We start from the raw sequence: 19,936 nt of genomic DNA on the forward strand, positions 1-19,936 counted from the left end.
CAGCAACTCACTTTCTTTTTGCGTCGCCAAAAAGAAAGTAAGCAAAGAAAAAGGCGACCCGATGGTCTGGATCCCCTCCGCTACGCTCCGGGGCAGCCTGCGGTGCTCGCCGAAAGTGGGGCCGAGCTCGAACTCGGCTAGCGCCTCAGACAATCGCTCGTCCTGATCCACTTTCGGCTGCGCTCCTCGGCCCAGCCCAACGGGTGGGGAAGAAAACAAACATCCAAATACCAACACCGAATCCAATCGGGAGTCCTTGCAGCGCGCAGCGCTTCAAGGACGGGAATCCCAACAGACCGTCATGTGTGCACGCGAGCGCAGCGCACGCGGCCACATGAAGCTCCCTTCCATCGCCCAGCGGTGCGAGGGAAGGGTCGGGGATGCGCTGCCTGACTCCCGCCATGCGCGTTCGGGTCCATAACGGGATGATTTGCTTGCCAACACGCCGCGTCGTGTGCCCGAAGGCACACGCAAGGGGTTTGGTGAGGAAAGCGCCCGTTTTGGTCCGAACCCGAAGGGGCGTGGTTTTGCGGGCGATCCGCTTCGTTACAAAACCAGGCAAGGCAGAAAGCCTTGGCTTGGGTTTTGCGCCTAACGGCTCATCCCGCAAAAGCCCCGCCGCGCTTGGCGCGAGTCAGGCAGCGCATCCCTGAGGGTTGGGAGTGGGGAGTTGAAACTACCGCCAGAGGCGAACCGGGGACGCAGTGTGACGCTGATTCAGTTCGACGGGACGGATTTCAAAGAATCCGGTTAAACCACAGCAAAGACAAAGAAGCCGACATCAGCGCCAGCAGCGCCGCACCCAGCGCCAGCAACCCCGAAATTTCAGTTTCCTTTTTCTCGACCGTCAGGCGCGAGCTCAAGGTCTCGTAGACCTTTTTCAGGTCGGCGGCCGTGCCAGCATAGAAGTATTCGGCCTGGGTTTTGGTGGCGATCGCCTTGAGGGTTTCCTCGTCGAGCTTGACGCGCATGGACCAGCCTTCAAAACCGATGGTTTCGCCGTCGACGGTACCCACACCCACGGTGTAGATGCGCACGCCGCGGTCGGCGGCCATCTTGGCGGCCTCCATCGAATCGACGCCGGTGGTGCGCTGCCCGTCGGTCAGCAGGATGATGGCGGCCGAGCTGTAGGAACCCGGTGCCACCGGCGTGAACTCCTTCTTGGCTTCCTTGGGTGCCTGGTCGATGGCGACGCCGCTGCTGCGGTTGCGGCCGTAAGTCAGCGAGGCCAGGTCTATACCGGCATCGGGAAACAGCTCACCGAGTGACACCACGATGGCGTTGCCAATTGCGGTGGCGCGTTGCAGCTGGAATTTGTCAATCGCCGTGACCAGGTCTTCGCGGCTCAAGGTGGCTGGTTGCACCACCGAGGCAGTACCGGCAAAAGCCACGATGCCGACGCGCACGCTGCGCGGCAACTCGGCCAGAAAGGCCTTGGCGGCATTTTGCGAAGCGACCAGTCGATTCGGCTGAACGTCGGTGGCGCGCATGCTGCCTGACACGTCCATCGCCAGGATGATGGTTTCCTGCTGGGAGGGCAGGGTGATGACGGCAAACGGCCGTGACGCGGCCATCAGCATGGCCGCCATGGCCAGCAAAAACAGCAGCGGCGGAATATGGCGCCGGAAGGTCTGGCTGGCGCCCATGGCCTCGCGCACGATGGACAGGCTGGCATAACGCAGCGCCATCTTCTTTTTGCGCCGCAACAGCCAGACGTACATGGCGACCATCAGCGGAAGCGCCAGCAGCAGCCACAGGAATTGTGGCCAGAGAAAGGTAACGGGTGCGTTCATGGGAGGTGCTCCTGCGGCCCGCTGTCAGGCCGCCGCCTTGAGGTGGTTGGGCAGCTTGCGCTGGCCTTTGCCTGCGGCACCAGACGACTGGCCGCGGCGTTTGCGAAGTTCGGTAAAACGCATGACGGCATCCACCAGGTCGCCGTCGGTAGACAGCTCCAGCGTGTCGACACCGGCCCGCACCAGCGCCTGCCGCAGCTCGGCCTCGCGCTGCGCTGCAATACGTGCGAAGCGCTTGCGAAAACCGGCGTCGTGGGTGTCCACCAGCAATTGCTCGCCGGTTTCCGCATCGCGGATCGGGATCAGGCCGAGGTCTGGCAATTCCAGCTCCAGCGGGTCAAGCAGGCGCACCGCCACGACCTCATGACGCTGGGCAAGTTGCCCCAGGGTTTTCTCCCAGCCGGGCTCGCTGATGAAATCCGACACCACAAACACCGTCGAGCGCCGGCGCAGCATTCTGGCGGCTGAGCGCAGCAAATCGTCCAGACGCGTGGTGGCGGTGCCGGTGGCTTCGGGACGCGTCTGCATGGCGTGCAGCATATGCAGCACATGCGGCCGGCCGCCGCGTGCCGGCAGCACGGTGTCCACCCCGCTGCCGTACAACATGGCGCCGACACGGTTGCCGTGACGCGTCAGGACGCGCGCCAGCACGGTGACAAATTCGGCAGACACCTGGCTTTTGCGCTGGTTGCCGGAGCCGAAATCAACCGAGGGGCTGAGGTCCAGTAAAAACCAGCTGGCCATCTCGCGGTCTTCGGTGAACACGCGTACATGCGGCAATTGCAGACGCGCGGTGACGTTCCAGTCGATGTGGCGCACGTCATCGTGGTGTTGGTACTCGCGCAGGTCGGCCAGGTCCATGCCGGTGCCACGCATCAGGGTCCGGTAGTCGCCCTGCAGCAGGCCGTCGAGCCGGCGCAACACGGTCCACTCGAGGCGGCGCAGGACATGCTCGGCGCCCGCCAGCGGCTGAACCAAAGCCGGGGGAGGGGCTGCGGCAGCTTCGGGCTGGGCGGGTTTGCGGAACCAGTTTTTCATGACCACTCAGCGCCCTGCGGGGCATCCTTCGACAAGCTCAGGACGAGCGGAAGAACCAGCGAGCGTGGTGGTCATGGCTTACGCAGCGAGCTTTTCGTGTTCCAGTGGCCGCGCCGGCGCTGGTACCTTGGCCATGATTTTGGCGACCACGGTGTCGGCGTCCAGCCCTTCGGACAGGGCTTCATAGGACAGCACCAGGCGATGCCGCAGCACGTCGGGCACCAGGTCGGTCATGTCCTCGGGCAGGGCATAGGTGCGGCCGCGCAGCATGGCCAGCGCACGCGCACCCTCGGTCAGGTTGATGGTGGCGCGCGGGCTGGCGCCAAAAGTGATGAAACGCTCCAGTTCCTTGAGGCCGTGTTTTTCAGGCGTGCGGGTGGCCGACACCAGGCGCACCGCGTACTGGATCAGCGACGGGTCCACATAGACACGGCGGCATTCGCGCTGCAGTTCAGCCAGTTGCTCGGTGGTCGCCACGCTGCTGACCGCGACAGCCGGGCCGATCACGCGCTGGACGATCACGAACTCTTCCTCGTCGCTCGGGTAGTCCACCAGCACCTTCATCATGAAGCGGTCGACCTGCGCTTCGGGCAGCGGGTAAGTGCCCTCGGTCTCGATCGGGTTCTGCGTCGCCATGACGAGAAAAGGCTCCGGCACCTTGTGCGTTTCGCCGGCAATCGTCACCTGGCGCTCCTGCATGACTTCCAGCAGCGCGCTCTGCACCTTGGCCGGCGCGCGGTTGATTTCGTCGGCCAGCAGCAGGTTGGTGAAGACCGGGCCCAAGGAGGTGCTGAAGTCGCCGGTTTTCTGGTTGTAGATGCGTGTGCCCACCAGGTCGGCGGGCACCAGGTCGGGCGTGAACTGGATGCGCTTGAAATTGCCCTGGATCGTGTTGGCCAGCGTCTTGACCGTCAGGGTCTTGGCCAGACCGGGCACCCCTTCGACCAGCAAATGGCCTTGCGCCAGGATGGCGACCATTACCCGTTCGAGAAAACGGTCCTGGCCAACCACCACGCGTTTGACTTCGTAGAGGATTTGCTCCATCAGTTGCGCAGTGTGGGCGTCTTGCGAGGGTGACTGTGTTTGCATGGGGGTGAACGTCCTTAGAAAGGGGTCAGGCCGACGGCCGAGGCAGCGTTTTCAATCGGCACCGCAAACGCAATGCCGACGAAGCTGCGCTGCTGGTTGGGATTGAGGATGGCGGTGACGATACCGACCACCTCGCCATCCATGGTGACCAGCGGGCCACCCGAATTGCCGGGGTTGGCGGCGGCGTCGAACTGGATCAGGTTACGGATGTCCTGCTTGCCTTCAGGCGAGCGGAAGGTGCGTTTGAGGCCGGAGATCACACCGGACGAGGCCGAGGGTCCGATGCCGAAGGGATAACCGACCGCCAGCACGTGGTCGCCGGGCGCGAGGTCGCCGGTCGAGCGCATGGTGGCGGCAATCATGTCATCGGGAATCTTGTGGGCCTGCAGCACGGCCAGGTCGTTCTCCGGCTGCAGGCCGGTGATGTGCGCGGTCGATTCCAGACCGTCGGCAAACACCACCTTGATGGTCTGCGCGCCCTGCACCACATGCAGATTGGTCAGGATGATGCCCTTGTCGACAATCACCACGCCGGTGCCGACGCCGTATTCCACCTCTTCCTTGCCGTCCTTGCTTTTGCCGTAAGACACCACGCGGACGACCGAGGGACGGATCGCGTCATAGGCCCTGGCCACGGCGGACGGTAACTGGACGGTTTCCAGCGTTTTGAGCACAGCGGCGTTGATGTCGTCCTGGGTCAGCTTGCGCGGCATGGAGCGAAGCGAGAGTGTCAGGCTCAGGCAGAGCAGGACAGTGAGGACAAGCAGTGCCGACCAGAGCAGGCGCGGATTCGAGAGCGAGAAGAAACGGGCGGGGGGCAACATGGCCGGTGCAGTCGCTGCAGGTACCGCCACGGCGCCAGGCGGCTCGCGCGACATGTCCGCAAGGGGTCTGCTGGAGCTGCTGTAGCGGGCTGGCCTGCGCATCCGTGTCACCTGTACAAATGATTTTTTGGACTGACGGTACACGGTATCACGTCTTGTGCATCCCTGCATATAGTTCGGTCATCCACGGGGATATTGCGGGGACGATTCAGGCATCATTGCTTCATGCCTGTCTGGATCGATACCCATTGCCACCTCGATGCGGCCGAGTTTTCCGGCGACCGCGCTGCCATGCGCGCGCGGGCTGCCGCCGCGGGGGTGGCACTTTGCGTGTTGCCGGCGGTTGGGGTGTTCAACTTTGCGGCGGTGCGGGAGTTGGCGCACCAATTTGGCGACGCTTATGCCTTGGGGATTCACCCGCTGTATGTCAAGCAGGCCCAGGATGGCGATCTGGCCCTGCTGGACGCTGAGTTGACGCTGCGGCGCGCAGACCCCCGGCTGGTGGCGGTGGGCGAGATCGGGCTCGATTATTTTGTGCCCGAACTCAGCGACAGCCCGCTGCGCGAACGCCAGGAGTTCTTTTACCGCGCGCAGCTCGGACTGGCGCGCAAACACGGCCTGCCGGTGATCCTGCATGTACGGCGTTCGGCCGACCGGCTGCTCAAACATCTGCGAGAACTGGCGCCGCCGGGCGAGCGCTGGGAAGGCATCGCCCACGCCTTCAATGGCAGTGATCAGCAGGCTGGCGAATTCCTCAAGCTGGGCCTCAAACTCGGTTTCGGCGGCGCCGTGACCTTCGAGCGCGCACTGCAGTTGCGGCGGCTGGCGGCCGAACTGCCACTGTCGGCACTGGTGCTCGAAACCGACGCGCCCGATATCGCACCGCATTGGTTGTATACCACCGCCGAACAGCGCGCCCAGGGCCAGGCCCAGGGCCGCAACGAGCCGGCCGAGTTGCCGCAGATTGCTGGCGTGGTGGCGCAGTTGCGCGGCCTGGCTGTCGACGAGCTCGCCGCGGCCAGTAGCGCCAATGCGCTGTCGGCCTTGCCCCGGCTGGCGCAGTTGCTGGCATGCTGACCGGCCTGCCACCGCTGGTGTCCGCCCAGACCCGGCTGCTGATCCTGGGCAGTTTTCCGGGCGTGGCTTCGCTGGCAGCCCAGCAGTATTACGGCCATCCGCAAAATCATTTCTGGAAGATTTTGCAAGCCATTTGGTCCTCCAGCCCCTGTCCAGCGGGCTTGGATGGCTATCAAATTCGTAGCAACTGGCTGCTTGCCAGAAAGCTTGGCGTCTGGGACGTCTACGCAGCCTGCGAGCGCGAAGGCAGCCTGGACAGCGCCATCCGCCGGCCGGTGGTCAATGATTTTGCGGCCTTGCAGCGGCTGTGCCCGCAGCTCGAAGCGATTGCGCACAATGGCGGCGAGAGTTTCAAACACGCCCCGCGTGTGCGTACAGCGCTGGAAAAATCTCCAGCCGACGTGCGCCGCGCCGGGTCGCCCCAAGCAAGCACAGCCCCCTCGGGGGGCAGCGACGACACGTCAGTGCGGAGCGTGGGGGTCCAGTTTTACCGCTTGCCGTCCACGAGCCCCGCCAACGCCTCCTGGTCGTTCGAGCGCAAACTCGCGGCCTGGCGCGAGGTTTTTGAAAAACACCGATTGATCGATTGAACTGATGCCCCGCAAAAAAACCGACGCCCCCCTCGCCCTGCCCGAGGTCAACTTCTCTGATTTTGGCGATATCCGTTATCTGCATCTGGGCACCGAATGGGTGCAGGGATCGATGCTGCTGGACAAACCTTTCGACATCGAGCTGGAGTACGTCCAGCGCATGATGGCCTGGTTGCTGTTTGTCGAGTCGGACGCGGTGGCCTCGCGGCATGCGATGCAACTGGGCCTGGGGTCGGCCGCGCTGACCAAGTTTTGCTACAAAAAGCTGAAGATGACAACCACGGCGGTGGAACTCAACCCGCAGGTCATTGCCGCCTGCCGGTTGTGGTTCAAACTGCCGAAGGACGATGCGCGCCTGAAGGTCATCCTGGCCGATGCGGCCGAGGAAATCCGCCATCCTCTGCACCAGGGCCGCATCGATGTGCTGCAGGTGGATCTTTACGACCACGAGGCTGCGGCGCCGGTGCTCGACAGCGAGGCCTTTTATGCCGATTGCCGCGACGCACTCAGCGAGGATGGTGTGATGACCGTCAACCTGTTTGGCCGTGACTCCAGCTACCTGCGCTCGCTTGAAAAAATTGCCGAAGTATTCGGCCCGGAATCGGTCTGGGCCTTCAAGCCGACGCGTGAAGGCAACACGGTTGTTGCGGCGCAGCGCGAGCCGACCCGGCCCGATCGACCCGAGTTGGTGCAGCGGGCCGACGACATTGAATCGCGCTTTGGCTTGCCCGCCAAAAAGTGGCTGCGGCTGTTCAAGCCTGTGTGCTGAGAACCTCCATGGGCGCGCCAGGGGCGATCAGTTAAAGTGCCCCCATGCGCCCCGCAACATCCTCCAAATCCCGCTCTGACATGACTGGCAAGGCCGACCCGGTGGGACCGCTGGACTGGCGCCGTTTGGTCGAATGGCTGAGCGAAGACGGGGTGATTTCTGCCGCCGAGGCGCAGCGCACCATTGCCCGGTGTGCACAGGTGCAAAGCGCCCAGCATCCGCTGATCCGGCTGGCCAGTGTCAGCATGACGCGGGTTGCCGACAACAAGCCACTGGACATCGAAACCATTGCCCAGTGGCTGGCCGGCCGTGCCGGCCTCGGGTATTTGCGCATTGACCCCCTGAAAGTGGACGTGGGCAAGGTGGCCGACTCCATGTCGGCGGTGTATGCCGAACGTCACAAGGTGTTGCCGGTGCAGGTGACGGCCGCTGAAGTGGTGATTGCGACCTCTGAACCCTTCATCACCGACTGGGTGTCCGAGGTGGAGCGCCAGGCCAAACGCAGCGTGCGCCTGGTGGTGGCCAACCCGACCGAGATTGCCCGCTACACGGCAGAGTTTTTTGCGCTGGCCAAGTCGGTCAAGGCGGCGATGAAGGCCGGCGGCAGCAGCGGCGCCGCAAGTTTTGAACAGCTGGTGGAGCTCAACAAGAGCAACAAGCAGCTCGACGCCAACGACCAGGGCGTGGTGCAGGTGGTGGACTGGCTCTGGCAATACGCCTTTGACCAGCGTGCCAGCGACATCCATCTCGAGCCGCGGCGCGACCAGGGCGTGATCCGCTTCCGTATCGATGGCGTGTTGCACCCGGTCTACCAGATGCCCATGGGTGTGCACAACGCCATGACGGCGCGCATCAAGCTGCTGGGCCGCATGGATGTGGTTGAAAAGCGGCGCCCGCAGGACGGCCGCATCAAGACCCGCAACCCGCGCGGCGACGAAGTCGAGATGCGCCTGTCCACGCTGCCGACAGCCTTCGGCGAAAAAATGGTGATGCGGATTTTCGACCCCGACACCACCGTCAAGGACCTGGACGCGCTGGGTTTTTCGCAGCACGATGCGACGCGCTGGGAGCAACTGGTCAAACGGCCTTACGGCATCGTGCTGGTCACTGGCCCCACCGGGTCCGGCAAAACCACCACGCTGTATTCGACCCTCAAACGTATTGCCACGGAAGAAGTCAACGTCAGCACCATCGAAGATCCGATCGAGATGATCGAGCCGGCCTTCAACCAGACCCAGGTGCAGGCGCACCTCGATTTCGACTTCCCCGAAGGCTTGCGCGCGCTGATGCGGCAGGACCCGGACATCATCATGGTCGGCGAGATCCGCGACCTGCAGACGGCCGAGATGGCGGTCCAGGCCGCGCTGACCGGGCATCTGGTGTTCAGCACGCTGCACACCAACGACGCGCCCTCGGCGGTGTCGCGCCTGATGGAGCTCGGTGTACCGTCTTACCTGATCAACGCCACCTTGCTGGGCGTCCTGGCGCAGCGCCTGGTGCGCACCTTATGTGCGCAATGCCGCGAAAAGGACGAGGGCAGTTCGCGCGAGGCGCTGGCCGAAATCGTCAAACCCTGGCAAATCAACGGCGCTTACCAGCCGTACAAGCCGGTCGGTTGCGTCGATTGCCGCATGACCGGTTTCATGGGCCGCATGGGCCTGTACGAGCTGCTCACGGTGACAGAGGCTTTCAAGGATAAGGTCACCAAAGAGCCCAACATTGACGCGTTGCGGCGCCAGGCGGTGACGGACGGCATGCGGCCGCTGCGGCTGGCCGGCGCGCTCAAGGTGGCAGGGGGCGTGACCACGATCGAGGAAATACTTTCCACCACACCGCCGATGTCCTGAAGAAGAACGGCTTTTGCCTGTCCCGGCCGCGACATGCGCCGATTTTTCCGCTTTTTTGCATAAGTGAAAGCCACATGTCGCGCAGGGGCGATCCCATGCACAATCCAGCGATCCATTTATTTCTATTACAGGAGACAAACCGTGCATATCAAGAGTCAAAAAGACTTCTTTTGCGGGCTGATGTTCATGGGCTTGGGCCTGGCGTTTGCGTGGGGTGCCAGCACCTACAACGTCGGCACCGGCGCGCGCATGGGGCCGGGCTACTTTCCGCTGATGCTGGGGATCATGCTGGCCGTCATTGGCGCCATCGTCACCTTCACCTCGCTGGTGGTGGAGACTGAGGGCGGCGGCAAGATCGGCAAGATCGCCTGGAGACCGCTGGTGTTCGTGATCGGTGCCAACGTGATTTTCGGCATTTTGCTGGCCGGCCTGCCCAAGATCGGTCTACCTGCCTTCGGCCTGATCATCGGTATCTACGCCCTGGTGTTTGTCGCCAGCATGGCCGAAGCCGGCTGGAAATTCAAGACCACCCTGATTCTCGCCACGGTTCTGGCCGTGGGCAGCTACGTGGCTTTTGTCATCGCGCTCAAGCTGCAGTTCCCGGTGTGGCCTGCTTTCATCACCGGCTAAGGAAAAGAAAATGGATCTGATTGCAAACTTGTCCCTGGGTTTTGGTGTCGCGTTCACGCCCATCAACCTGCTGTACGCCTTTTTCGGTGTTGTGCTGGGTACGCTGATCGGGGTGTTGCCCGGCATCGGCCCGGTGGCGACCATCGCCATGCTGCTGCCCGCTACCTATGCCTTGCCGCCGGTGTCGGCGCTGATCATGCTGGCCGGTATTTATTACGGCTCGCAGTACGGTGGGTCGACCACTGCCATTCTGGTCAACCTGCCGGGCGAATCGTCCTCGGTCGTGACCTGTATCGACGGCTACCAGATGGCCCGAAAAGGGCGAGCGGGGCCGGCGCTGGCTGCGGCCGGCCTGGGTTCGTTTTTTGCCGGTAGCGTCGGTACGCTGATCATTGCGGCCTTTGCGCCGCCGCTGACAGAACTGGCTTTCAAGTTCGGCCCGGCCGAGTATTTCGCGTTGATGGTGCTCGGCCTGATCGGCGCCGTGGTGCTGGCTTCCGGCTCGCTGCTCAAGGCGGTCGGCATGATTGTGCTGGGCCTGCTGCTCGGCCTGATCGGTACCGATGTGAATTCCGGCGTCGCGCGTTTCAGCTTCGACGTTCCTGAATTGACGGACGGCATCGGCTTTGTGGTGATTGCCATGGGTGTGTTCGGTTACGGCGAAATCATCAGCAACCTGGCCCAACCCGAGCATGAACGCGAAGTCTTCACCGCCAAGGTGTCGGGCCTGATGCCCACCAAGCAGGACTTCAAGGACATGGCGCCGGCTGTACTGCGCGGAACTGCCCTGGGTTCGGCCCTCGGTATTCTTCCCGGCGGTGGCGCCTTGCTGTCGGCCTTTGCGGCCTACACCCTGGAAAAGAAAATCAAGGGTCGTCCCGGCGAAGTGCCCTTCGGCCAGGGCAATATCCGCGGTGTCGCGGCGCCTGAATCGGCCAACAACGCCGGCTCGCAAACCTCTTTCATTCCGCTGCTGACGCTGGGCATTCCCCCCAACGCGGTGATGGCGCTGATGGTCGGTGCTATGACCATCCACAACATCCAGCCTGGTCCCCAGGTGATGACCAGCAACCCGGAACTCTTCTGGGGCCTGATCGCCTCAATGTGGATCGGCAACGCCATGCTGGTGATCCTGAACCTGCCGCTGATCGGCATCTGGATCAAGCTGCTGACCATTCCCTACCGCTTGCTGTTTCCGGCGATTGTGTTGTTTTGCGCGATTGGTGTTTATTCCACCAATAACAACACCTGGGACATCTGGATGGTGGCGATTTTTGGTGTCATTGGCTACATCTTCATCAAGCTCGGCGCGGAGCCGGCCCCTTTGCTGCTGGGCTTCATCCTGGGCCCGATGATGGAAGAAAACCTGCGCCGCGCGCTGCTGCTCTCGCGGGGTGACTGGAGTGTGTTTGTGACGCGTCCGATCTCGGCCGGATTGCTGGCAGTCGGTGCGCTGCTGCTGGTGATCGTGTTGCTGCCAGCCGTGAAGAACAAGCGGGAAGAGGCTTTCGTCGAGGAGTGATGCCCTGCCTTCCAAAAAAGGCGCCTTCGGGCGCCTTTTTTCATGTCCCTGGGCGGGATGTTGTGATGCACCCGCGTCCCCTTGAAATGTCAAAATCGTTCACAATCTCCCGGATGAAACGTACACATACTATTTTTGCGGCGCTGGTTTTCGCCACAGCCGTCTCCGTATCGGCGCAAACGGCGGGGGGCAGCGGCGCTTATCCCAACAAGCCGATTCGCATGATTGTTCCGTTTCCGGCCGGAGGCGCGACCGACATCCTGGCGCGCGCGTTGTCGCAAAAGCTCGGAGAAAAAATCGGTCAAACCGTGGTGGTGGACAACCGGCCCGGCGCCGGTGGCACCATTGGCGCCGACGCTGCGGCCAAGTCGGCGCCGGATGGCTACACCCTGTTGTTGGCGACATCGAGCACCCACAGCATCGGCCCGGCCATCAACCCGAAAATTCCCTACAACGCCGAAGCCGATTTCACCCCGATTGCCTATGTCGCCAGTTCGCCCAACATCGTGCTGGTGCCGAACTCGTCGCCGGCCCGTTCCATGCGCGAGTTCACCGATCACGCCCGCAAAAATCCCGGGCGCCTGAATTACGCGTCCAGCGGTAACGGCACCATCGTGCACCTGACCACCGAGTACTACAAGGCGCAGTCGGGCACCTTCATCCTGCATATTCCCTACCGCGGCACGGCGCTGGCCATGCCGGACCTGATCAGTGGCAAGCTCGATGTGCTGTTTGACTCCTTTGTCACAGGCATGCCGCATGTCAAGGACGGCAAGCTGCGCGCGCTGGCGGTGACCAGCCTCAAACGAACGGCGCTGGCGCCGGATCTGCCGACGGTGTCCGAGGTCCTGCCGGGCTTCGAGTCGGTGACCTGGTTTGGCGTTTATGGCCCCAAGGGCCTCAATGCCGAACTCACTGCCCGCGTGAACCAGGCGGTGAATGCGGCGCTGGCTGATGCCGACGTAAAGGAACGTTTTGCCAGGCTGGGTGCCGAGCCCACCGGCGGTACGCCGCAGGTTTTTGCAAGCATGGTCCGCGCCGACAACGCCAAGTGGAAAAAAATCATCGCCGAACGCAAGATCACCACTGACTAAACATTCTGACCTCCTGCTGCATCCCTTTCAAAGTGACTCCATGAACTTCAAGTACGACAACCCCTATTCCACCACCCGACTGCCGCTGTTTGCACGCAATGTGGTGTCCACGTCCCACCCCTTGGGCGCCCAGGCTGGCCTGCGCATGCTGCTCAAGGGCGGTAACGCGGTGGACGCGGCGATTGCGGCGGCGGCGGCGATGACGATTGTCGAGCCGGTCAGCAACGGCCTGGGCAGCGATGCCTTTGCGCTGATCTGGGACGGCAAAGAACTGCACGGGCTCAATGCTTCCGGCAGCGCGCCGCAGAGCTGGACGCCGGACTACTTCAGCAAAAAATACGGCGCCGACGCGCAAACCCCGCCCAAACGCGGCATGGACTCGGTCAGCATTCCTGGTGCGGTGGCGAGTTGGGTGGCAATGAGTGAGCGATTTGGCAAGCTGCCTTTTGCCGACCTGATGGAGCCCGCCATCGAGATCGCCGAGCGCGGTTACCTGCTGCCGCCGGTGGTGCAGCAAAAATGGGCGGCAGCCACCGAGGAGCTGAAAGGCCAGCCGGGTTTTGCGCAGTCCTTTCTGCCCTGGGGACGCGCGCCGAATGTCGGCGAGCTGTTTCAGTTCAAGGCGGCGGGCAAGGCCTTGCGCGCGATTGCGCAGAGCAAGGGCACGGCCTATTACGGTGGTGAGATCGCCCATGCCATCGAAAAATTCTCCGCGCAAAACGGCGGCAGCATCACGGCCAGGGATTTTGAGAACTACAAGCCGGAGTGGGTCCAACCGATTGCCAAGGACTACCGCGGCTACACCCTGCACGAGATCCCGCCCAACGGCCAAGGCATCGCCGCCCTGATTGCGCTGGGCATCCTGGACAAGTTCGACGTGGCGGGCTTGCCGGTCGATGGTGTTGATTCCCAGCATCTGCAGATCGAGGCCATGAAGCTGGCCTTTGCCGACGTCTACAAATACGTGGCCGAGCCATCGGCAATGGCGGTGAGTGTCGATCAAATGTTGGACGACGCCTACCTCGCCTCGCGTGCCAAACTCATCGACATGAAAAAAGCCCAGGACTTCGGCGCCGGCAACCCGGTCAAGGGCGGCACGATCTACCTGACCGCTGCCGACGAAGACGGCATGATGGTCAGCTTCATCCAGAGCAACTACATGGGTTTCGGTTCGGGCTGCGTCGAGCCCGAGTTCGGCATCAGCCTGCAAAACCGCGGCCATGGCTTTAGCCTGCAAGCCGGCGCCAACCAGGTCGCACCCGGCAAGCGGCCTTTCCACACCATCATCCCGGCCTTCCTGAGCCAAGATGGGCAACCGGTCATGAGCTTCGGCGTGATGGGCGGCAACATGCAGCCACAAGGCCACATGCAGACGCTGGTGCGCATGCTCGATTACAGGCAGAGCCCGCAGGTTGCCTGCGATGCGCCGCGCTGGCGCTATAACGCCGGTTTTGAGATCAATGTCGAAGCGGCGATGGACACATCCACTGTCCAGGGCCTGGCCGAGCGCGGCCACCGCATGGAAGTCATCAACGACTCTTACCAGGATTTCGGTGCCGGCCAGTTCATCTGGCGCGCGGGAAATCCGAAGGTCGAAGGTTATGTGGCCGCCAGCGATGCGCGGCGTGACGGACAGGCCGTTGGTTTCTAAATAGCCGCCTTGTCTGCTATTCCAGAACAAAAAACACCTCCAGCCCATGATCCACGGGCGCAAGCAGCTAGCAAAAACATAGCAGTGGGTTTGCTGCTGGCTGTTCTGGGCGCGATTGCCTTCAGCGGCAAGGCGATCATCGTCAAGCTCGCCTACCGCTACGGCGTCGATGCCGTGACCCTGATCATGTACCGCATGCTGTTTGCGCTGCCGATCTTCGCGCTGATGGCCTGGTGGGCCAGCCGGGGCAAGTCGGCCTTGAGCCGAAGGGACTGGCTGGGCGTGCTGGGGCTGGGTTTCACCGGGTATTACCTGGCGAGTTTCCTGGACTTTGCCGGTCTGGCGTATATCACCGCATCTCTGGAGCGGCTCATTCTCTACCTCAACCCGACGCTGGTGCTGCTGCTCGGGCTGCTTCTTTACCGCAGGCAGATCACCCGGCCACAAATCATCGGCATGGCCATCAGCTACAGCGGCGTGGTGCTGGTGTTCGGCCATGAGATCACGCTGATGGGCCCCGACGCGGCCTGGGGCGCGTTGCTGGTTTTTCTGAGCGCCGTCAGTTATGCCATTTACCTGGTCTACAGCGGCGAGATGGTCAAACGCCTGGGCGCCCTGCGGCTGGTGGGGCTGGCGACCACCGTAGCCTGCCTGTGCTGCATCGCGCAGTTCCTGGTGCTGCGGCCCCTGAGCGCGGCCGAAGTCGCGCCCGAGGTGATCTGGCTGTCGCTGCTGAACGCCACGCTGTGCACCGCCGCACCCGTGCTGATGGTGATGATGGCGATCGAACGCATAGGCGCCAGCATGGCGGCGCAGGCCGGAATGATCGGCCCGATGTCCACCATCCTGATGGGTGTGCTGATCCTCGGTGAGCCGTTCACGGCCTGGGTGGCGGCGGGGACGGTGCTTGTTATTGCGGGGATTTTTGTTTTCAGCCGATCGGGCAAGTAATCTACGTGCGGTTTTTGCATCACGCTGCGTCTGCAGCTTGCTTCGGACCGTAGATGGATCCCGGATCGGGCCTGCCCCGGACTTGATCCGGGGTCCGGGATGACAATCCAGGGCGCTGGCAGCCGTTGCTCCGGGCCGCTATTCGCAGAGCGCGCGAATTTCCACTGGGATCGGCAGGGCGCGAATCGCTTCGGGGTTGTCAGCGCGGCGGCCGGCGAAGATGCGGACTTCGTCGCATTCCATGATGAGTTCGTCACCGCGCATGATGCGGTAACGCTGCACAAAACTTTTCTCGCGCCATTCCGGAATCGTGACCTGAATGTCGAGCATGTCGCCGTAGGTGGCGGTGCGCAGAAAACGCGAGTGTGTGTCCACCAGCGGTGTGCCGATCACACCGATGGTTTTTTCGGTTTCCTGCCAGGAAGGGACGCCGCACTGCACAAAGAAGTGGCGTGAAGCGGCGTCGATCCAGCGGAAAAAATTGGGAAACCACACAATACGCGCCGGGTCGCAGTCGCCGAATTCAACGCGGATGGTGTGGGTGATCTGTTTGCTCATGGCTGGATTATGTCGGTGGAACAGCAGGATGGCCGCAGCGTGGCGGGATGTCCCCGCCTGTCATCCCGGACCTGATCCGGGATTCATGCCTCATCGCTACTGTGCGGGTGCGTGTTGCATGGATGGCGGGTCGAGCCCGCAATGACAGTGCCCAAAATTGCTGGTGACGTGGTGGCTTAGTCCCCTTTGATATTTCTGGCCTTGATCAACGCGCCAAAACGCGCGCCGTCGATGGATGCGCGCATGTTGAAGTCCGAGGGCGACATCGGTGCCGGAATGCCGCCGATAGCCAGGATGCGGTCCTTCACGGCTTGCGAGCCGAGGATCTTGTTGATTTCACTGTTCAGGCGATTGACGATCGCCGGTGGTGTGCCGGCGGGGGCGTAAAAACCGAACCAGGTGTCGGCGTCAAAACCTTTCAGCCCGGCTTCGTCCAGCGTCGGCACGTCAGGGAACAGCGGCGAGCGTTTGGCGCTACCCACAGCCAGCAGCTTGAGCTTGCCGGCTTTGACATGCTGCAGGCCGATGCCGGGATCGAACATGAAGTCGAGCTGGCCCCCCAGCAGGTCCTGCATGGCTGGGGCCGCGCCGCGGTAAGGCACATGCACGGCAAAGGTATTGGTCTGGATCTTCATCATTTCGGTGGCCAGGTGGGGCGAACTGCCGTTGCCGGGCGAGCCGAAGGACAGCTTGCCAGGATTGGCTTTGATGTAGGCCAGGAATTCCTTGATGTTGTTGACCGGCAGCGAGGGCTTGACTTCGAGGAACACCAGCACGCGCGCAGCCGCTGCCACCGGCATCAGATCCTTGGCCGGATCAAAAGCCATCTTGGGATAGAGGTGGGGGTTGACGGACACCATGCCGCCCGAGCTCATCAGCAGCGTGTAGCCGTCGGCCGGGGCTTTGGCCACTGCCTCGCCGCCTATGTTGCCGTTGGCACCGCCACGGTTTTCCACCACCACCGGCTGGCCCAGCGCTTCGGCCAGCGGCACGCCGATGGCGCGCGCGAGCTGGTCGGCCGCGCCGCCGGGCGGGAAGTTGACGATCACCCGCACCGGCTTGCTGGGCCAAGAGGCGGTCTGGGCATGGGCCGCGGTCAGCATGGCCCCGGCGGCAAGCGCGATGGCAAGCAAGGCGCGTCGTTGGGGATGGAAGCTGGTTTTCATGGTTTGTCTCCTTTTTTTAAAGTTGAAGTCTGCGGTGGTAACTCGGGTTTGTCAGGAAGCCTTGACCGCGCGCGGCTTGCGGTGCGGGTTCTGCATCCAGCGTATTGGCTGGGCCTTGACGGGCCGCGCTGGCGCGCCGTGCTGCACCAGGGTCTGGTCCAGCGCCTTGCCGGCTTCGTCGGCGAGCGCGGCCTCGCGTGCCTGGGCAATCGCTGCGGCGCGCAAGTCGTTTGTGGCGAAGGTCGCGCCGGTCGCCAGGTGCTCCAGCACATGCATCAGGTTGTCCTTGCCGCGCTCGTTGGTGCTGCCGTAGCCCTTGATCAGGCGGCCGCACAGCGCAATCTCGTGGCCCACTTGCCAATGTTGTTCGGTGCCGCGCACCACGCCTGCCAGCCATTGTTCGATCAGCGTCTGTTCGGCGGCAAAACGGCTGCCGCGCACGCGCAGCCATTTCAGGCTGGCCAGCAGACGCAGCGAGAGCATGCCGAAGACCGAATGGGTGCCGACCTTCAGCGGCATGGCCCAGGGTGCCTTGCCGTTGGCGACGCGGTTGCGGTCCCAGCGCGTGACGCGCGCAGCCAGGCCTGCCGGCAACAGCGCGGCAAATTCCGGCGCACCCGGCTTGAAGTGGTCATAGACCTGCAGCAGGTCACCCTCGCTGGCCTTGACTTCGCCGTAAACGCGTTGCCAGCGGCTCGCACTGCTTTTGAGGTCAGCCACGCGCACGATGTCATCAAAGGCCATCCACAGCGCCAGCCAGCGTGCCATTTCGCGCGTGGTGGCGTGGCCCTGTGCGGCGGCGGGGTCGGCCAACTGCTCGGCGCGCAACACCTGTTGCAGGCGCTGCACATACAGATCGGCGTAGTCGCGGTCCTGGTACTCGAGCATGCGCGCATGGCCCAGGGCCAGCATTTCATGCACGGCAGGGGGGAATTTATTGGTCAAATCGGCATCCAGCCCACGGCTGACAATAGCAGGCAGCTCCTCATTTGATAGCAAGCTGGACACCATTGCAGTCTGCGCCTGTTGGGTAGAGACCTGCAAAAACGCGCGCTCAAAGCCGCGCAGGCTGGCTTCGGCACCTTTGCCGCCGTGGCGGATGGCGTCCTCGTACGCCTGGCGCGCAAAAGGCAGCAGGCCGCTGCCGGCAATCGCGCCCAGCATCACGGCGCTGACCACGGTGCCGCAGTCTTTTGCCATCTGCCCCATGTCGAAGACCTGGGTGGCGCGGCTTTGCACGCCTATGGCCTGCAGCAGCGGCGCATTGCCGGTGCGGCCGTCGCCGGGCACCATGCGTTCGGCCGTGGTCAGGGTGCGGCTGCTGGAGCTGATGACCAGCGTGCGCTGCGGTGAGGCCATGCCGTTGCCGACCTGGCGTGCAGTTTCCAGCAGTTCGGAGGAGATCAAGCCGTCGAGCGCACCGGGGACGGGATTCAGGCTGAACACCGGTCGCTTGCCTTTGAGCTCTGCAAGCGGCACCGGAAACACTTCGAGGTAATACGTGGTGGCGCCGGTGCGCTGCGCGACACCGGGAATCGAGGTGCTTTGCGCTGCGTAGCCGCTGGCTCGCGCAATATCGACCAGCCACTCGGTTAACACACCGCCGCCTTCGCCGCCGAGCGCGCAGATCAGGAGGGTGATGGGTTTTTGCTGATGCATGTTCATTGTTGACCCTGACTTGTCATTGCGGACCTGCTCCGCAATTCATGTGGGCGCACCCACACCGGCTGTTCGTTGGGGATGGATCCCGGATTCCCGGATCAGGTCCGGGACAGGCTCTGTCCGGGATGACAGGTTGTGAGGAGTTCATGTTGTCTGAAATGCCCGCACCAGCGCGCCGCGCACACTGCCGAGCAGCCTCTCATGCCATTTGGGGTTCTGGATCACTTCGGCCCGGTAAAACGATGGGCAGAGTGTTGCCGCATGCGCATTGGCGCCGCACAGGCCGCAGCCGACGCAGCCGTCGATCACCGTGGCCACCGGGTCGACCTTGAGCGGATCGGGGTTGTCCTTCAATGTCAGGGTCGGGCAGCCCGACAGGCGGATGCAGGCGTGGTCACCGTTGCACACGTCTTCGTCGACGCCGTATTTCACGCGCACCACACGTTTGCCCTTTTTAAGCAGGCCGGCCAGCCAGGGCTTGATGCGGCGCTGGCGCTCGAGCTGGCACTCGCCTTCGGCGATGATGACTTTCAGGCCGTTGAAATCGGTGGTGAAAGCCTCGTTGAGCGTCTGGCGCATCTGCTCCACCTCGTAGGTATGCACTGTGCGTAACCACTGGATGCCCAGGCCCTGCAGGGTTTTCTCAATCGTGGTGTTGGTCGCGGTCAGGCTTTGCATTTTGTCGCTGGCGTTGAACTTCGCGTCATCGCTCGGCGTGGAGATGATGTCCTGCGTGCCGGTGGCCGAGGTGTAGCCGTTCTTGAAGATCAGCAGCACCGCGTCATCGCCATTGAACAGCGCCGACTGCACACCGGTCAGCAGGCCGTTGTGCCAGAAGCCGCCGTCGCCCATGATGGACAGCGTGCGCCGCGCCATCATCGGCGAGACGCCGGCGCGGCTGGCCAGGCTCATGCCGTAACCGAGGATGGAGTGGCCGAAGGAGAAGGGCGCAAAGGTGCCGAAGGCGTGGCAGCCGATGTCGGCCGCGATATGCACCGGCCCGACATCCTGCTGCGCCAGCTTCAGCGCCGAGAACACCGGCCGCTCGGGGCAGCCGATACAAAAACCCGGTGGCCTTACCGGCAGCGCCTGGTTCAGCTGCGCCGCGATTTGTGTGGCCACCGCGCTGCGTCGCTCGGCGTTGCCCGTGAGCCAGGTGGTGGCCGAGCGGGTATCGACGTCGGTGGCATAACGCGCCACAAAAGCGGCGATGCCGGCCGCCACCACTTCGACCGAATACTCACCGCCCGAGGGCAACATGTCCTTGCCGTGCAGCGGCGTGTTGATGTCGCGCCGCCGCAAAAAGGTGGCGATCTCCTGCTCGATGTATTCGGGCTGGCCTTCCTCGACCACCAGCACCGCGCGTTTACCGAGGGCAAATTCCGCCACCTGCTCGGGCACCAGCGGGTAGGTGACGTTGAGTACCAGCATCGGTATCTCACTTTGGCCAAACGCATCACACAGGCCGAACTGCTGTAGCGCCCGTATCAGTGCGTTGTAAATACCGCCCTGCACGATGATGCCGAGGTCGTTGCGCGGTCCGTCCATCAGTTCATTGAGTTGGTGCAGGGCGATGTAGCGGCGCGCGGCCGGTATGCGCTCTTCAAACTTGAGTTTTTCGTGGCGGAAGGTGACCGGCGGATGGGCGAGTTTGGCGTAGTCGAAGGCAGCCGGT

The 19,936-nt window shown here is 63.0% G+C and carries 17 protein-coding genes; 9 read left to right on the forward strand and 8 right to left on the reverse strand.

Going from position 1 to position 19,936, the window contains the following annotated elements; all coding sequences use genetic code 11:
* Positions 1-737: 737 nt before the first annotated feature.
* From ACH2CW_RS13775 to ACH2CW_RS13790, 4 genes are all read right to left on the reverse strand, one after another.
* On the reverse strand, positions 738-1,793 hold the full coding sequence (locus ACH2CW_RS13775; protein ID WP_395059080.1) for a VWA domain-containing protein: 1,056 nt from the start codon (positions 1,791-1,793) through the stop codon (positions 738-740).
* Positions 1,794-1,817: 24 nt separating this feature from the next.
* Positions 1,818-2,831, reverse strand: a complete 1,014-nt coding sequence (locus ACH2CW_RS13780; RefSeq protein WP_395059082.1) for a DUF58 domain-containing protein — start codon at positions 2,829-2,831, stop codon at positions 1,818-1,820.
* Between the two features lie 78 nt (positions 2,832-2,909).
* The gene (locus ACH2CW_RS13785) at positions 2,910-3,920 is read right to left on the reverse strand and encodes an AAA family ATPase (RefSeq protein WP_395059084.1); all 1,011 of its coding nucleotides are present in this window, start codon (positions 3,918-3,920) and stop codon (positions 2,910-2,912) included.
* 14 nt (positions 3,921-3,934) lie between these two features.
* Positions 3,935-4,846 carry a S1C family serine protease gene (locus tag ACH2CW_RS13790; protein ID WP_395059086.1) on the reverse strand — a complete coding sequence of 304 codons (912 nt, stop codon included), beginning with the start codon at positions 4,844-4,846 and terminating at the stop codon, positions 3,935-3,937.
* A gap of 123 nt (positions 4,847-4,969) precedes the next feature.
* Here ACH2CW_RS13790 and ACH2CW_RS13795 point away from each other — a divergent pair, with 123 nt between their 5' ends.
* The 9 genes from ACH2CW_RS13795 (at position 4,970) to ACH2CW_RS13835 (ending at position 14,875) form a co-directional block, all read left to right on the forward strand.
* Positions 4,970-5,821, forward strand: coding sequence for a TatD family hydrolase (locus ACH2CW_RS13795; RefSeq protein WP_395059088.1), 852 nt, complete (start codon positions 4,970-4,972; stop codon positions 5,819-5,821).
* Positions 5,815-6,411: a DNA-deoxyinosine glycosylase gene (locus tag ACH2CW_RS13800; protein ID WP_395059090.1), complete on the forward strand. Its 597-nt coding sequence runs from the start codon at positions 5,815-5,817 to the stop codon at positions 6,409-6,411. The genes ACH2CW_RS13795 and ACH2CW_RS13800 overlap by 7 nt, the downstream gene beginning before the upstream one ends.
* A gap of 4 nt (positions 6,412-6,415) precedes the next feature.
* Positions 6,416-7,180: a spermidine synthase gene (locus ACH2CW_RS13805; protein ID WP_395059092.1), complete on the forward strand. Its 765-nt coding sequence runs from the start codon at positions 6,416-6,418 to the stop codon at positions 7,178-7,180.
* A gap of 44 nt (positions 7,181-7,224) precedes the next feature.
* Positions 7,225-9,027: a GspE/PulE family protein gene (locus ACH2CW_RS13810; protein ID WP_395059094.1), complete on the forward strand. Its 1,803-nt coding sequence runs from the start codon at positions 7,225-7,227 to the stop codon at positions 9,025-9,027.
* A gap of 141 nt (positions 9,028-9,168) precedes the next feature.
* Entirely contained in the window at positions 9,169-9,657 is a 489-nt protein-coding gene (locus tag ACH2CW_RS13815; RefSeq protein WP_395059096.1) for a tripartite tricarboxylate transporter TctB family protein, read from the forward strand.
* Positions 9,658-9,667: 10 nt separating this feature from the next.
* Entirely contained in the window at positions 9,668-11,179 is a 1,512-nt protein-coding gene (locus ACH2CW_RS13820; protein WP_395059098.1) for a tripartite tricarboxylate transporter permease, read from the forward strand.
* A 113-nt stretch (positions 11,180-11,292) separates the two neighbouring features.
* Entirely contained in the window at positions 11,293-12,273 is a 981-nt protein-coding gene (locus ACH2CW_RS13825) for a Bug family tripartite tricarboxylate transporter substrate binding protein (RefSeq protein WP_395059100.1), read from the forward strand.
* Positions 12,274-12,313: 40 nt separating this feature from the next.
* The gene (locus tag ACH2CW_RS13830) at positions 12,314-13,924 is read left to right on the forward strand and encodes a gamma-glutamyltransferase family protein (RefSeq protein ID WP_395059102.1); all 1,611 of its coding nucleotides are present in this window, start codon (positions 12,314-12,316) and stop codon (positions 13,922-13,924) included.
* 78 nt (positions 13,925-14,002) lie between these two features.
* Positions 14,003-14,875 (forward strand): DMT family transporter, encoded by an 873-nt coding sequence (locus ACH2CW_RS13835; protein WP_395059112.1) that lies wholly within the window; start codon positions 14,003-14,005, stop codon positions 14,873-14,875.
* Positions 14,876-15,013: 138 nt separating this feature from the next.
* Here ACH2CW_RS13835 and ACH2CW_RS13840 read toward each other — a convergent pair whose 3' ends face one another.
* The 4 genes from ACH2CW_RS13840 to ACH2CW_RS13855 all read right to left on the reverse strand — a co-directional run.
* The gene (locus ACH2CW_RS13840; protein ID WP_395059104.1) at positions 15,014-15,433 is read right to left on the reverse strand and encodes an acyl-CoA thioesterase; all 420 of its coding nucleotides are present in this window, start codon (positions 15,431-15,433) and stop codon (positions 15,014-15,016) included.
* 176 nt (positions 15,434-15,609) lie between these two features.
* Positions 15,610-16,599, reverse strand: coding sequence for a Bug family tripartite tricarboxylate transporter substrate binding protein (locus ACH2CW_RS13845; RefSeq protein ID WP_395059106.1), 990 nt, complete (start codon positions 16,597-16,599; stop codon positions 15,610-15,612).
* Positions 16,600-16,650: 51 nt separating this feature from the next.
* On the reverse strand, positions 16,651-18,258 hold the full coding sequence (locus tag ACH2CW_RS13850) for an indolepyruvate oxidoreductase subunit beta family protein (RefSeq protein ID WP_395059108.1): 1,608 nt from the start codon (positions 18,256-18,258) through the stop codon (positions 16,651-16,653).
* A 147-nt stretch (positions 18,259-18,405) separates the two neighbouring features.
* Positions 18,406-19,936 (reverse strand): thiamine pyrophosphate-dependent enzyme (locus ACH2CW_RS13855; protein ID WP_395059110.1); only part of this gene is annotated, 1,531 nt, incomplete at its 5' end.

It is taken from the genome of Polaromonas sp. (assembly GCF_043778355.1).
Taxonomy (GTDB): Bacteria; Pseudomonadota; Gammaproteobacteria; order Burkholderiales; family Burkholderiaceae_C; genus Polaromonas.